The sequence below is a fragment of the Roseococcus microcysteis genome (assembly GCF_014764365.1).
Classification (GTDB): Bacteria; Pseudomonadota; Alphaproteobacteria; order Acetobacterales; family Acetobacteraceae; genus Roseococcus; species Roseococcus microcysteis.
Window position 1 is genome coordinate 1,374,263 of the sequence record NZ_CP061718.1, and the last position, 13,123, is coordinate 1,387,385.

Sequence of the window (13,123 nt, forward strand, 5' to 3'; positions counted from 1 at the left end):
GTGAAGGCGTTCGGCTTGCATCTATCGCAACTGCGAGCCAGTCGCAAGAGAAACGCAAATCATTCGCAATTGCGAACGCTATCCTGCCCAAACCACCCCGCGCGGGCCTTGATCCGGCGCAAGGCCCGCGCGCGCCGCCTCAGCCCAGGCCGCGCAGGAACTTCGCCCGTGCCGAGGCGGCGGCCATCAGGAAGGAATGGTCATTGCCGCTCAGGATGAAGCGGGCGCCGAGGCTGATGTAATCGCGCGCCGTGGCCTCGTCATAGACGCCACCCATGCCCATCACCTTGCCGTGTCGCTTGCAGGCTTCGCCCACCTTCGCATAGGCCGCGCGGACGTCAGGGTGGGCGATCTGGCCCGGAATGCCCATGGTGGCCGTCAGGTCGCTGGTGCCGAACATCAGCACGTCCACGCCAGGCACGGCCGCGATGGATTCGGCGTTCGCCACCGCCTCGGGCGTCTCGATCATGCAGGCGATCAGGATGCTCTCATTCAGCTCGGGCTGGGCCGTGGCGGGGTTCACCGCACCCAGGCCATAGGCGAAGGGCGGGCCGCCCCAGCTGCGCGCACCGGTGGGCGGGAAGCGATAGGCCTGGACGATGGCCGCCGCCTCCTCCGCATTGTCCACATGCGGCACGACCACGCCCATGGCGCCATTGTCGAGCGAGCGCGTGCCCTCGAAGATCGCATCCTTGCACACGCGCACAATCGGGGTGACGCCCTGGCTCAGCGCCGCCATGGAAATCTGCGCGGCGTCCGCCACGCTCATGGCGCCATGTTCCATGTCAATGAAAAGCCAGTCGAAGCCGGTGGCGGCGGCGATCATTCCCGTGGCGCTGCCGCGCAAATGATGCACCCCGAAGCCGAGGGCGAGGCCGCCGGACGCGAGGCGCTGGCGGCAATGATTGGTCACGATGGGCATGGTGTTTCCTCCGATGACGCGAAGCGCAGCATCGGGGGGGCGGCGGGTCAACCGGCCAGGCTGCCCGCCACGATGGCCTCCACCGCTTCCACCCGGTCCGCCTCGGCGGCGGGCTTGTCGCGGCGGATACGGGCGATGCGCGGGAAGCGCAGCGCATAGCCCGATTTGTGCCGCGTGCTGCGCTGCGCGGCGTCGAAGGCCACCTCCAGCACCAGGTGCCGCTCCACCTCCCGCACCGGGCCGAAGCGGGCGGTGGTGTGGTCGCGAATCCATTTGTCGAGCCAGACCAGCTCCTCATCCGTGTAGCCGGAATAGGCCTTGCCGACGGGCACCAGCTCGTCCCCGCGCCACACGCCGAAGGTGAAGTCCGAATAGAAGCTGGAGCGCTTGCCGTGCCCGCGCTGCGCGTACATCAGCACGCAGTCGAGCGTCAGCGGGTCGCGCTTCCACTTCCACCACGGCCCCTTCACGCGGCCGGGCGTGTAGGGGCTGTCGCCGCGCTTGAGCATCAGCCCCTCGATGGCCGCCGCCCGCGCACCGTCGCGGATGGCGGCCAGTTCCTCCATGCTGCCGAAGCCGATGAGCGGCGAGAGGCTGGTGAGGGGCGGCCGCGCGCGCTCGTGCCACGCTTCCAGCCGGGCCCGGCGGGCGTCGAAGGGCAAGGGGCGCAGATCCTCCTCGCCCTCGAAGAGCAGGTCGTAGAGGCGCACCGCGGCGGGAAACTCCTTCAGCATCTTCGCCGTGACGGTCTTGCGGTTCAGGCGCTGCTGCAGGTCGGCGAAGGGCGCCACCTCGCCATCGCGCACCACCAGAAGTTCGCCATCCGCCACCGCATGAAAATCCATGGCGGCGATGATCTCGGGAAAGCTGCCCGAGATGTCCTCGCCCGAGCGCGACCACAGCCGCCGCCCGCCGGGGCCGGCCGTGAGCTGCACGCGAATGCCGTCCCATTTCCACTCCGCCCGCCAGTCGGGCGCATGGAGGCTCTCGAAATCCTTGGCTTCCAGCGGATGGGCCAGCATCAGCGGGCGGAAGATGGGCTGGCCAGCGGGGTCGGGGCGCGGCCCCCTTCCCTCCAGCCAGGCGAAGAGGGGCAGGTAGGGCGGGCGGACGCCGTGCCAGACCTCCTCGATCTCGCCCACCTCCTGCCCCGCCCACTCGGCCAGCGCCACCTTGGCGAGCCGCGCGGACGCCCCCACCCGCAACCCGCCCGTGACCAGCTTGATCAGCGCCAGCCGGGCACCCGAATCCAGCGCGTCGAGCCAGGCCGCGATGATGGCCGGCACCTCGCCGCGCCCGGCCCCGTCCAGGGTGCGGACCACCTCAGCCAAGCCCGGCGGCGGGGCATTGGCCCGCATATCCTCGGGCCAGAGCAGGGCGATGGTCTCCGCCAGGTCGCCTACATAGTCGTAGCTCATGGCGAACAGCACCGGGTCGGTGCGGGTGGCGATGAGTTCGCGCAGCAGCGCGGGCTTGGCCGTGCGGAAATTCAACTCGCCGGCCAGCGCGGCGAGCCCGATGCCGCGGTCAGGGTCGGGCTGGGTGGCGAACCATTGGCGGATCAGCGCCACCTTCCCGTTGCGCCCCGGGGTGAAGAGCAGGCGCTCCAGCAATTCGGCGAAGGCGGGGATGCTCATTCCGCGTCCTCCTCGCCGCGGCCGACCAGATGCAGCGCGCGGCCGCGGATGCCCTGCTGGCCGAGGGCATGGATCAGCGCCTCCTCGCGCCCATGGGTGATCCAGACCTCACTGGCCTCGACCTCCGTGCAGGTGGCCAGCAACTCCGGCCAGTCGGCGTGGTCGGAAATCACCATGGGAAGTTCCACGCCGCCCTGCTTCGCGCGCTGCCGCACCCGCATCCAGCCGCTGGCGAGGCAGGGCACTGGCTCGTTCAACCGCCGCGCCCAGCGGTCGGCGATGGCCGAGGGGGGTGCCAGCACGATGGTGCCGGCCAGCTTGTCCTTTGCCGCCACCGTCGCCGGCACGAGTGGGCCGAGCTTCACGCCCAGGGTCTCGTAAAGGGCGCAGAGCCGCTGCAGCGCACCATGGATGGGGATGGGCGCGTCCCAGCCCGCTTCCCGCAGCAGCGCGATCAGCCGCTGCGCCTTGCCCAGCGCGTAGCAGCCGATGACATGGGTGCGCTCGGGAAAGAGGGCGAGGCTGGCCAGCAGCCGGCCGATCTCCTGCGCCGCCGGCGGGTGGCGGAAGACTGGCAGGGCGAAGGTCGCCTCGGTGACGAAAACATCGCAACGCTCGGGCTCGAAGGGGGGGCAGGTGGGGTCGTGGCGGCGCTTGTAGTCGCCGCTGACCACGGCGCGGCTGCCCTGCCATTCCAGGCAGACCTGCGCGCTGCCCAGCACATGCCCGGCCGGGCGCAGCCAGAGCCGCACGCCATTGACCGTCAATGCCTCGCCATAGCCCAGAGGCTGCTGGGTGGTGCCCGCCCGGTCCTCGCCCATGCGTTCGCGCATGATGGCCAGCGTCTCGGGCGTGGCGAGCACATGGGCATGGCCGGGCCTTGCATGGTCACTGTGGCCATGGGTGATGATGGCGCGGTTCACCGGGCGGGTCGGATCCACGAAGAAACCGCCAGGCTCGCAATAGAGTCCCGCCTCGGTCACGCGCAGCCAGGTCTCGGGGTGGGGTGGCATTATCCGAATCATTTGCTCTGGTTTTCACCTGTGTCCATGCTGCATCCGTTCAGGAGAACTCTATGCCGCGCTTGGAGGATGATCTGGCCGCCTCATTTCGCCAGGGCGCGCATCTGGCCCAACGTGATCCGACTGTCTCGCCCGAGGCCCTGCTCTTTGGCTGCGTTTCCAGGCCGGGCGGGGTGTGCTTCCCGCTTTCCGCCCTCTGGGTGACGCGGCACATGTGGTATCGTGGCGAGGGGCCTGCGGGCCGGGCCGCCTACCTGGCGAGCGACAGCAGCATGCGCGCGGCACTTGCCACCCATCATGACGCCTCCACGGGCGCCTGCTTCACCCTTCCGCCCGCCAGGCCATGGGAGAATTATCGCCTGCGGGTCCTGAACGCCTCAGGTCTGGCCTGGGTGCCGCTGCCCCTGGGGGAGTTCCGCACCGGAGGCCGAAGCTTTGATCGGCAGGCCACGGGCATACTGGCCAGCCTCACTTCCAGTCACAGCTACCATTTCATCTGCCTCTACGGCGGCGCGCCGGCACAGGGGCATGCGATGGCCTCCTACACGGCCAGCGCCGTCCCGCAGGACCGGCCGTTGCTGCATTTGTTCGACCCCAACTGGGGCGAGTTCAAGGTCAGCGCCCGGCATGCCCCGCAATTCCTGGCGCGGCTGCTGGCCTGGTATGACGGCCATCGGGAGTTCGGCCCGCTGACCCAACTCTCGATCGGCCGGTTGAGGCTTCGGGGCTGAATCCTCCCTGACCCCTTCCCGCCGCATGCCGCAGGTGGCATGCGAAGCCCCGGATGGTGGCCCTGCCCGACGCATTCCAACACTGGTTCGCCGCACGGGGCTGGCTGCCGCGCGCCCATCAGCTGGACATGGTGGCGGCGGCCGAGGCGGGGCGTTCGGCCCTGCTCATCGCGCCCACCGGGGGCGGCAAGACGCTGGCGGGATTCCTGCCCTCCTTGATCGAACTGCACGACGCCCCGCGCGAGGGGCTGCACACCCTCTACGTCTCGCCCTTGAAGGCCCTGGCGGTGGACATCGCGCGCAACCTGATGACGCCCATCGAGGAGATGGGCCTTCCCATCCGCGTTGAGACCCGCACGGGCGATACACCGGCCAACCGCCGCGCCCGCCAACGCGAGGCGCCGCCGCATATCCTGCTGACCACGCCGGAGAGCCTGGTTCTGCTGCTCTCCCTGCCCGAGGCCGCAACCCTGTTCGGCGGGCTGCGGGCGGTGGTGGTGGATGAGGCGCACGCGCTGGCCGGAACCAAGCGGGGCGACCAATTGGCGCTCGGCCTCGCGCGGCTTTCCATGCTGGCGCCCGCGATGCGGCGGGTGGGGCTGTCCGCCACGGTGAACCATCCGGAGGCGCTGCGCGCCTGGCTCTCCCCCACCGCGCGGCCAGGGGATGTGGCGCTGATCCGTGCGGCAGCGGGCGCCGCGCCACGGTTGGGCGTGCAGCTTCCGGCCGGCCGCCTGCCCTGGGGCGGGCATATGGGCCTCGCTTCCGCGCCCGAGATCCTGGAACGCATTACGGCCGCGCGCGTCACCATCGTCTTCGTCAACACCCGCGCCCAGGCGGAACTGATCTTCGCGGCATTGTGGAAGCTGAACGAGGAGGCGCTGCCCATTGCGCTGCACCACGGCAGCCTGACCGTGGAACAGCGCCGCCGCGTGGAGGCCGCCATGGCCGAGGGGAGGCTACGCGCCGTCGTCGCCACCTCCTCGCTCGACCTCGGCATTGACTGGGGCGATGTGGACCAGGTGATCCAGGTGGGCGCGCCGAAAGGCGTTGCGCGGCTGTTGCAACGCGTGGGCCGCGCGAACCACCGGATGGATGAGGCCTCCTCGGCCTGGCTCGTGCCCGCCAACCGCTTCGAGGTGATCGAATGCGCCGCCGCCCTCGAATCGGTCGCCGCGGAGGAGCTGGACGGCGACCCCCCGCGCCCCGGCGGGCTGGACGTGCTGGCGCAGCATGTGCTGGCCATGGCCTGCCACGCGCCCTTCCACCCGGATGCGCTCTATGCCGAGGTGACGCGCGCGGCGCCCTATGCGGAGCTGTCCCGCCGGGATTTCGACGATGTGCTGCGCTTCGTCGAGGATGGCGGCTACGCGCTGCAAAACTATGACCGCTTCCGCCGCCTGTTCCGTGACGCGGAGGGCATGGTGCATGTGCGCGGGCCGCTGGTGGCGCGGCAGCTGCGGCTGAACCTCGGCACCATTGTCGAAGCCCCGCTGATGAAGGTGAAGCTGCGGGGCGGCCCCGTTCTGGGGGAGGTGGAGGAATGGTTCCTCTCCACCCTCTCGCCCGGCAACGCCTTCCTTTTCGCGGGCCAGGTGCTGCGCTTCGAGCGCATCGCGGGTGTCACGGCGGAGGTGACGCGCGGTGGCGAGGGCGACCCGCGCGTGCCCGCCTATGCGGGCAGCCGCATGCCGCTTTCGACGCATCTCGCGACAAGGGTGCGCGCCATCCTGGCCCGGCCCGGCGCATGGGATCTGCTGCCTGAAAGCGTGCGCGACTGGCTGCGCCTGCAGCAGTTCAAGAGCGCCCTGCCCCGCGCCGACGGGCTGCTGGTCGAGACCTTCCCGCGCGGCGGCAAATGGTTCCTGGTGGCCTATTGCTTCGAGGGGCGGCTCGCGCACCAGACCTTGGGCATGCTGGCGACGAAGCGGATGGAGCGGCTGGGCTGGGGGCCGCTCGGCTATGTCGCGACCGATTATGTCATGGCCATATGGTCGGCTTTCGAACCGGCCGACCCGTCCGCCCTCTTCGTCGAGGATCTGCTGGGGGAAGAGCTGGAGGAATGGATCGCGGAGAGCAGCATGCTGCGCCGCACCTTCCGCAACATCGCGACCATCGCCGGGCTGCTGGACAAGCAACTGCCCGGCATCGAGAAGAGCCGGCGGCAGATGAGCATGAATTCCGACCTGATCTACGACGTGCTGCGGCGGCATGAGCCTGACCACATCCTGCTGCGCGCCACCCGCGCCGAGGCGGCCTTCGGCCTGACGGACGTGCACCGCCTCGGCACCCTGCTGTCCCGCGCGAAGGGCCGGGTGCAGCACATGCGGCTGGACCGCGTCTCGCCGCTCGCGGTGCCCGCGCTGATCGAGATCGGCCGCGAATGGGTGGCGGGCGGTGCCGAGGATGCGCTGCTGGCCGAGGCCGCCGCCCTGGTGGCCGAAGCCACCGATGGGGCCGAGATGTTCGAAGGTCAATTGCCGGAAGCGCCGGAAGAACGCCCCCCGCCCCCGCGCCGTAGCCGCTTCATCCGCAGCGCGCCACGGGGCAAGGTGGTGCGATGAGCCTCGCGCCCCTGCACATGGCGGGAGAGCGCATCATGCTCTGCCCACTCGGCGTGGCGCTCTGGCCGGCACGGTCCACGCTGATCGCGGCGGACCTGCATCTGGAGAAGGGCAGCCACTTCGCCGGGCGTGGGCGCTTGCTGCCGCCCTATGACACGCGGGCCACGCTGGAGGCGTTGCAGCGCGCGCTGCGGCGCCATGCCCCGAAGCGCGTCATCCTGCTGGGTGACAGCTTCCATGACGCACATGGCGCCACGCGCCTCTGCGCGGAGGATGCCGCGCTGCTGGGGCGGCTCATGGCGGGGCGGGAGCTGGTCTGGGTGCTGGGCAACCATGACCCGACGCCGCCATCGGGGCTGCCTGGCGTCGCCGTCGAGGAGTTGCTGGAGGGGCCGCTGGTGTTCCGCCACATCGCAAGCCCGGCCCTGGCACGCCATGGCGCGGGGGAGCTGAGCGGGCATTACCACCCCAAGGCCAGCGTCCCGACGCGGGCGGGGCATGTAACCCGGCCATGTTTCCTGGGGGATGGGAGGCGTCTCATCCTGCCAGCCCTGGGCGCCTACACGGGCGGGCTGGAGGCGAGGGACGCGGCCTTCGCGCCCCTCTTCCCGCGCGGTGCGCGGGCTTTCCTGCTGGGGCAGGAGCGGCTTCACAGCCTGCCCGTCATGCCCCAGCGCGGTGTCGTCTCGGCCTGACCGCGTCAGGCCCTGGCATGATCAGACCAGGATCGGCAGGCTGATCGGCCAGACCACGCCATTGCTGGCGCGGATTTCCGCGACCTCGATGTTGCGCTGACGGCCCTCGATGCTCAGACCGCCGGCGCCCTGGCCACCCTGCATGGTATCCAGCACGCGCACGGCCGTGCCGGGCTGCGCCTCGATCACGATCACATTGCCATTGCGCGTCCGCAGCTCGGTGTTGCGGCCCATGATGGCCGACAGGCGCAGCTCGCTCTGGATGATGTGGCTGTTCGCGAAGGCGATCAGGCGCTCGGGATCGCCCGAGGACTGCTGCCCCGTCGGCTGGGCGGGCGCCAGCTGGGAAATGAAGCCCTGCGGGGCGCGGTTCATGGCCATGTCGTTCGGCGCCAGCAGGATGAAGGGACCCGCGCCGCGCAGCTGCTCGATCACGCCCGCGCGCTGCAGGAGGCCCAGGAACTGGTTGAACCCACCCGCGGAAGCGAGCGTGTCCACCACATTCGTCACCTGGCCGCCCTGGACGGAGGGGGTGGAGAGGGGCGCGGGTGCGGTGGTGGTGCCCACGGTCTGGGCGAAGGCGCCGCCGGCGACCAGGGTCGGCAGGGCGGCGAGCATCAGGCGTCGGTGAAGCATTGGGGGTTTCCTTCTGCACATGTGTGGGTCCTGTTCGGACCCGTGGGAAACGAACGCCCAAGCTTTGTGCCGGTTGCGGGGTTCCGGCCCCGGCGGATCGGCCCCACATCTGCAATGACATGACACCCGCCCTCATCTGGTTCCGCCAGGACCTCCGCCTCGACGACAACCCGACACTTCATGCGGCCCAGGATCGGCCGCTGCTGGCCTGCTACATCCTGGATGACGAGGCGGCCGCCGGATGGGCCCATGGCGGCGCCCAGCGTTGGTGGCTGCATCACAGCCTGGCCGCGCTGCGGGATGCGCTGGCGTCGCGCGGCGCCACGCTTCACCTGGCGTTGGGCAGGGCGGAGGCGCTGGTGCCGCAACTGGCCGCCGCCATCGGCGCCTCGGAAGTCCACGCGGGCCGGCTCTACGAACCCTGGGCGCGGCGGCGCGACGAGGCGGTGGCCAAGGCATTGCAGGCGGAGGGGCGGCGGCTGGTCCTGCATAGCTCGACCCTGCTGCACGAGCCGCACCGGGTCCGCACCGGGCAGGGCAAGCCCTATTCGGTCTATACCCCCTTCTCCCGTGCGCTGTTCGCGCTGGGCGAGCCGCCGCCTCCCCTGCCCGCGCCCGGCAAGCTGCACGCCCTGGCCGATGCGCCAGAAGGCGTGCAGCTGGATGCGCTGGGACTGATGCCCGAACGCGACTGGTGGCGGGAATTCCCCCGCCACTGGACCCCGGGCGAGGCGGGCGCGCGGTCACGCCTCCGGCGCTTCGCCGCGCGCGCGCTGGAAGGTTATGACGGCGCCCGCAACACCCCCGGCGTGGAGGGGACGTCGGGGCTTTCGCCCCATCTGCGCTTCGGCGAGATCTCGCCCCGGCAAATCTGGCACGCGGCGCGGGAGGCCGGCGCCAAGGGCGAGGCCACCTTCCTGAAGGAGATTCTCTGGCGGGAATTCTCCTACCACCTGCTCTGGCACCGGCCGGAACTGCCCGAGGCGCCGCTCCAGGCCAGTTTCGCCCAATTCCCCTGGCGGCCGGACGCGAAGCTGCTGCGCGCCTGGCAGCGCGGCCGCACCGGCTATCCCATCGTGGATGCGGGCATGCGCCAGCTCTGGCGCATGGGCTGGATGCACAATCGTGTGCGGATGATCGCGGGCTCCTTGCTGGTGAAGCACCTGCTCCAGCCCTGGCAGGCGGGGGCGGCCTGGTTCTGGGACACGCTGCTGGATGGCGACCTCGCCTCCAACAGCGCGTCCTGGCAGTGGGTGGCGGGCTGCGGCGCCGATGCGGCCCCCTATTTCCGCGTGTTCAACCCGACCCTGCAAGGCGAGAAGTTCGACGCGGATGGCGCCTATGTCCGGCATTGGGTGCCCGAACTGGCGAAGCTGCCGGACAAGTATCTCCACAAGCCCTGGGAGGCGCCGGACCTGGTGCTGCGCGGGGCGGGGGTGCGGCTGGGCGTGGATTATCCGCGCCCCATCGTCGAACACGCCACGGGGCGGGCGCGGGCGCTGGAGGCCTATGCGGCCTTGCGGAAGGAGGCCGTGCCGGCGTGAGACCTGACCTGGCCGGGCTGCGGGAGAAGGGCTTCACCGGGCTGCGCGTGGTGGGCGACGTGCATGGCGACGCGCCGGCCTTCCGCGCCGCGCTGGAGGGCGCGCGCGCCGCGGGGCGCTTCGTCATCCAGTTGGGCGACCTGACGGATTACGGCCCGGACGCGCCCGGCGCGCTGCGGATGGCCTTCGCCATGCAGGAAGCGGGCGAAGGCGTCTTCCTGCTGGGCAACCATGACCACAAGCTGCGGCGCGCCCTGATGGGCGCCCGCGTCCGCAGCCCCGCCGAGGCCGTGCCGCGCACGCTGGACCAACTGAGCGCCGCCGAGGATGGCGAGACCCTGGCACGCTGCGCCATCCGCCAGATCAGCCATGCACCAGCCTGGCTGCGCCTTGGCCCCTGGATCTTCGTCCATGCGGCCTATCATCCGGCCATGCTGCTCGGCGCGTCACCCGCCGCGGCGGGAGAGAGCAAGCCCGAGGGCGCTTTGGCTCGCGCGCTCTATGGCCAGGTGACGGGGCGCACGGCGGCGGATGGCTTCCCGGAGCGGGTCCTGCACTGGCTCGATTCCATCCCGCCCGGCATCACCGTCTATTGCGGGCATGACCAGCGCTCCCGCGATGGCCGGCCTTTGTCGCTGCGCGGGCGCTCCGGCGGGCAGGCCGTGTTCCTGGACACGGGGGCCGGCAAGGGCGGGCACCTGTCCTGGCTCGACCTGCCCTGGCCGGGATGACCCGCGCGGTCAGAGCGCGCGCAGGGCCGTGCAGACGCGTTCCACCTGCTCATCCGTCAGTTCGGGATACATGGGCAGGCTGAACACCTCGCGCGCCGCGCGGGAGGTCTCGTCGCAATCGGCGGGACCGAGCGCCACGCGGCCCTCATAGGCCGGCTGCTCGTGCACCGGCATGGGGTAGTGGATGCCGGTGCCGATGCCCTGGGCCTTCAGCGCCGCCATGATGGCATCGCGCTCGGGGTGGCGCAGCACGTAGAGGTGGAAGACATGCTCGCAGCCCGGACGGCGCACCGGCGCGGTGAGGCCCGTGCCCGCGATCGCGGCGTCATAGGCGGCCGCGATCTGCTGGCGGCGGGCGTTCTGCGCGTCCAGGTGCTGCAGCTTCACGCGCAGGATGGCGGCCTGGATTTCGTCCAGGCGCGAATTCACACCCTGCATGTCGCTGATGTAGCGGCGCTTCCAGCCATATTGCCGGATGGCCGCGATGCGGTCGGCCAGCTCGGCATCGGCGGTGGCGAGGATGCCGCCATCGCCCAGCGCGCCCAGGTTCTTGGTGGGGTAGAGGCTGAACGCCGCCGCATCACCCAGCGTGCCGAGGCGCTGGCCCTGCCAGGCCGCGCCATGGGCCTGGGCACAATCCTCGATGAGGCGCACATCGGCGGCGCGGCAGGCCTCCAGCATGGGCCCGAGGTCACAGGCCTGGCCATAGATGTGCACGGGAATGGCGGCGCGGATGGGCGGCAGGCCGGGCGGCGGTTCCTCCAGCACGGCCGCCAATTCGTCGGCGTCCATGGTGTAGGTCTCGGGATCAATGTCGAGCAGGAGGGGCGTGGCGCCCGCCATCTCGATCGCGGCCACGGTGGCGACGGCGGTGTGGCTGACGGTGGCGACGGTGCAGCCCGGGCCGATGCCCATGCCGCGCAGGATGAGCATCAGCGCATCCGTGCCATTGGCGCAGCCCACGGCGCGCGGCAGGCCCAGCCACTCGGCGAATTCCCGCTCGAAGGCCTCGCCCTCGGCGCCCAGGATGTACCAGCCCGAGGCGAGGGCGCGGGCCACGGCGGCATCAATCTCGGGCTGGAGGGCCCGGTAGCCCGCACCCGGGTCGGCGAAGGGCAGCATGGCAGTGGGGGCGTTCATCGGTGGGTCGTCCTTCAGAAGGCGTAGTCGGCCATGCGCGCACGGTACCATTCGAGGCTGCGCTTGAGGCCATCATCCAGGGAAACGCTCGGCGCCCAGCCGGTGGCCGCGCGGAAGGCGCGGTCGTCGGCGTGGTAGCTGCCGATGTCGATGGGGGCGCGGTCGGCCGGGAATTCGCGGGTGACGTAGCTGCCCTCGCCACCATTGGCCTTGATGAGCAGCTCGGCGAGGTCCAGCAGCGAGATGGGCGGCGCGCCGCCGAGGTTGAAGGCACGCCCGGTCACATCGCTCTTGCCGGCGTGCTCGGCGGCCATGAGGAAGGCGCGGGTCACGTCATCCACATAGGCGAGGTCGCGCAGCTGGGCGCCGCCCCACACTTCGAAGGCTTCTCCCTCCAGCACCCGGCGCATCCAGATGCCGAGGAAGGTCTGCCGCGCATCGGCGATGCGCAGCCGCGGGCCATAGCAGTTGGTCAGGCGCAGCGAGACGACGGGGCGACCCAGCACGCGGCTTTCCAGCAGCCAATATTGCTCGCCCGCCCATTTGGACACGCCATTGGCGTCGGGCGGGTTGACCGGGTGCAGTTCATCCACCGGCAGGCTGATGGGACGCCCGTAGAATTGCCTTGTGGAGGCATGCACCACCGCGGCCTCCGGCGCCGCCTCACGCATGGCCTGCACCAGGCGCACCTGGGCCACGGCGTTGATGGCGATGTCGGCCACCGGGTCACGCTGGCCGCCCATATGGCTGGTCTGGGCCGCCAGGTTGAACAGCACATCCGTGCCCTGGCAGAGCGTGGCGAGTTCCGTGTCGCGCAGATCCCCGCGCACCAGCATCACGCCGGCCCCTTCCAGATTGGCGGGGTTGGCGCCGCCATCGGGCAGCATGGCGTCGAGCGCGGTAACACGCGCGCCGAGCCCCGCCAGGGCATGGCAGAGGTTAGAGCCGAGGAAGCCTGCGCCGCCGGTCACGAGGACGCGCTTGCGGTGCCAGAAATCAGGGGTGCCGGGTGTCACTTGCGTTCTTCACTTTGCTTATGCTGTCACATCATGACCGGCAATGCGGCGAAATGCGGGTGAAGGGGTGGCGGAATCTACGCTCCACGAAACGCCGCCACGCCCTTTCCGTTGCCGGCGAAGGCTGTGTTCAGGCCGCGATGGCCGCGATGCCCGTGATCTCTACCCGCCACGCCGGGTCCACCAGCGGGGCCTGGATCGTCATGCGGGCGGGCTTGGCGGCGGGGTCCAGCCAGGCGTCCCAGGCGCGGTTCATCGCCGGCGCGTCGCGGATGTCGGCCAGGATGATCTGCACGCTCAGCAGGTTCTTCTTGCTGGTGCCGGCCTCGGCCAGCAGCGCATCGATTTGCCTCAGGATGTCGGCGGTCTGGCCTTCGGCATCGAGGGTGGCGTCATCGGCCACCTGCCCCGCGAGATAGACCAGCCCGCCATGGACCACGGCACCCGACAGGCGCCCCTCTTCGGCCAGACGTTGAATCATTCTA

12 protein-coding genes are annotated in these 13,123 nt (G+C 70.5%); 5 read left to right on the forward strand and 7 right to left on the reverse strand.

The window, feature by feature from the left end:
• Nucleotides 1–139: 139 nt before the first annotated feature.
• The 3 genes from ICW72_RS06525 to ICW72_RS06535 are packed head-to-tail and all read right to left on the reverse strand — an operon-like array spanning nt 140 to nt 3,572.
• Entirely contained in the window at nt 140–922 is a 783-nt protein-coding gene (locus ICW72_RS06525) for an HpcH/HpaI aldolase family protein (protein ID WP_191085463.1), read from the reverse strand.
• A 47-nt stretch (nt 923–969) separates the two neighbouring features.
• Nucleotides 970–2,559 carry a cisplatin damage response ATP-dependent DNA ligase gene (locus ICW72_RS06530; protein WP_223880877.1) on the reverse strand — a complete coding sequence of 530 codons (1,590 nt, stop codon included), beginning with the start codon at nt 2,557–2,559 and terminating at the stop codon, nt 970–972.
• Nucleotides 2,556–3,572, reverse strand: a complete 1,017-nt coding sequence (locus ICW72_RS06535) for a ligase-associated DNA damage response exonuclease (RefSeq protein ID WP_191085464.1) — start codon at nt 3,570–3,572, stop codon at nt 2,556–2,558. Before ICW72_RS06535 ends, ICW72_RS06530 begins: the two co-directional genes overlap by 4 nt.
• A gap of 62 nt (nt 3,573–3,634) precedes the next feature.
• Between ICW72_RS06535 and ICW72_RS06540 the strand changes: the two genes are divergently transcribed.
• Genes ICW72_RS06540 through pdeM form a run of 3 tightly spaced genes read left to right on the forward strand, consistent with a single transcriptional unit; the run spans nt 3,635 to nt 7,571 of the window.
• Nucleotides 3,635–4,312 (forward strand): YopT-type cysteine protease domain-containing protein, encoded by a 678-nt coding sequence (locus tag ICW72_RS06540; protein WP_191085465.1) that lies wholly within the window; start codon nt 3,635–3,637, stop codon nt 4,310–4,312.
• A gap of 53 nt (nt 4,313–4,365) precedes the next feature.
• Nucleotides 4,366–6,876, forward strand: coding sequence for a ligase-associated DNA damage response DEXH box helicase (locus tag ICW72_RS06545; protein ID WP_191085466.1), 2,511 nt, complete (start codon nt 4,366–4,368; stop codon nt 6,874–6,876).
• The gene (gene pdeM / locus ICW72_RS06550; protein ID WP_191085467.1) at nt 6,873–7,571 is read left to right on the forward strand and encodes a ligase-associated DNA damage response endonuclease PdeM; all 699 of its coding nucleotides are present in this window, start codon (nt 6,873–6,875) and stop codon (nt 7,569–7,571) included. The genes ICW72_RS06545 and pdeM overlap by 4 nt, the downstream gene beginning before the upstream one ends.
• A 21-nt stretch (nt 7,572–7,592) precedes the next feature.
• On the opposite strand, the gene ICW72_RS06555 is transcribed toward pdeM, so the two are convergent.
• Entirely contained in the window at nt 7,593–8,207 is a 615-nt protein-coding gene (locus ICW72_RS06555) for a fasciclin domain-containing protein (protein ID WP_191085468.1), read from the reverse strand.
• 119 nt (nt 8,208–8,326) lie between these two features.
• On the opposite strand from ICW72_RS06555, the gene ICW72_RS06560 reads away from it, so the two are divergent.
• Nucleotides 8,327–9,751 carry a cryptochrome/photolyase family protein gene (locus ICW72_RS06560; protein WP_191085469.1) on the forward strand — a complete coding sequence of 475 codons (1,425 nt, stop codon included), beginning with the start codon at nt 8,327–8,329 and terminating at the stop codon, nt 9,749–9,751.
• Complete coding sequence (locus ICW72_RS06565; RefSeq protein ID WP_191085470.1) at nt 9,748–10,482, forward strand: metallophosphoesterase; 735 nt, start codon at nt 9,748–9,750, stop codon at nt 10,480–10,482. Before ICW72_RS06560 ends, ICW72_RS06565 begins: the two co-directional genes overlap by 4 nt.
• Nucleotides 10,483–10,491: 9 nt before the next feature.
• Here the strand turns inward: ICW72_RS06565 and ICW72_RS06570 are convergent, their stop codons facing one another.
• The 3 genes from ICW72_RS06570 to ICW72_RS06580 form a co-directional block, all read right to left on the reverse strand.
• Nucleotides 10,492–11,622, reverse strand: coding sequence for a DegT/DnrJ/EryC1/StrS family aminotransferase (locus tag ICW72_RS06570; RefSeq protein WP_191085471.1), 1,131 nt, complete (start codon nt 11,620–11,622; stop codon nt 10,492–10,494).
• Between the two features lie 14 nt (nt 11,623–11,636).
• Nucleotides 11,637–12,638 carry an NAD-dependent epimerase/dehydratase family protein gene (locus ICW72_RS06575; RefSeq protein WP_191085472.1) on the reverse strand — a complete coding sequence of 334 codons (1,002 nt, stop codon included), beginning with the start codon at nt 12,636–12,638 and terminating at the stop codon, nt 11,637–11,639.
• 130 nt (nt 12,639–12,768) lie between these two features.
• Nucleotides 12,769–13,119, reverse strand: a complete 351-nt coding sequence (locus ICW72_RS06580) for a RidA family protein (RefSeq protein ID WP_191085473.1) — start codon at nt 13,117–13,119, stop codon at nt 12,769–12,771.
• Between the last annotated feature and the right edge of the window lie 4 nt (nt 13,120–13,123).

Bases quoted from the DNA above. Each gene is read 5' to 3' on its own strand.
- ICW72_RS06545 (WP_191085466.1), top strand. From the start codon at position 4,366: ATGGTGGCCCTGCCCGACGCATTCCAACACTGGTTCGCCGCACGGGGC.
- ICW72_RS06580 (WP_191085473.1), bottom strand. From the start codon at position 13,119: ATGATTCAACGTCTGGCCGAAGAGGGGCGCCTGTCGGGTGCCGTGGTC.
- ICW72_RS06570 (WP_191085471.1), bottom strand. From the start codon at position 11,622: ATGAACGCCCCCACTGCCATGCTGCCCTTCGCCGACCCGGGTGCGGGC.
- ICW72_RS06535 (WP_191085464.1), bottom strand. From the start codon at position 3,572: ATGCCACCCCACCCCGAGACCTGGCTGCGCGTGACCGAGGCGGGACTC.
- pdeM (WP_191085467.1), top strand. From the start codon at position 6,873: ATGAGCCTCGCGCCCCTGCACATGGCGGGAGAGCGCATCATGCTCTGC.
- ICW72_RS06525 (WP_191085463.1), bottom strand. From the start codon at position 922: ATGCCCATCGTGACCAATCATTGCCGCCAGCGCCTCGCGTCCGGCGGC.
- ICW72_RS06555 (WP_191085468.1), bottom strand. From the start codon at position 8,207: ATGCTTCACCGACGCCTGATGCTCGCCGCCCTGCCGACCCTGGTCGCC.
- ICW72_RS06530 (WP_223880877.1), bottom strand. From the start codon at position 2,559: ATGAGCATCCCCGCCTTCGCCGAATTGCTGGAGCGCCTGCTCTTCACC.
- ICW72_RS06560 (WP_191085469.1), top strand. From the start codon at position 8,327: ATGACACCCGCCCTCATCTGGTTCCGCCAGGACCTCCGCCTCGACGAC.
- ICW72_RS06540 (WP_191085465.1), top strand. From the start codon at position 3,635: ATGCCGCGCTTGGAGGATGATCTGGCCGCCTCATTTCGCCAGGGCGCG.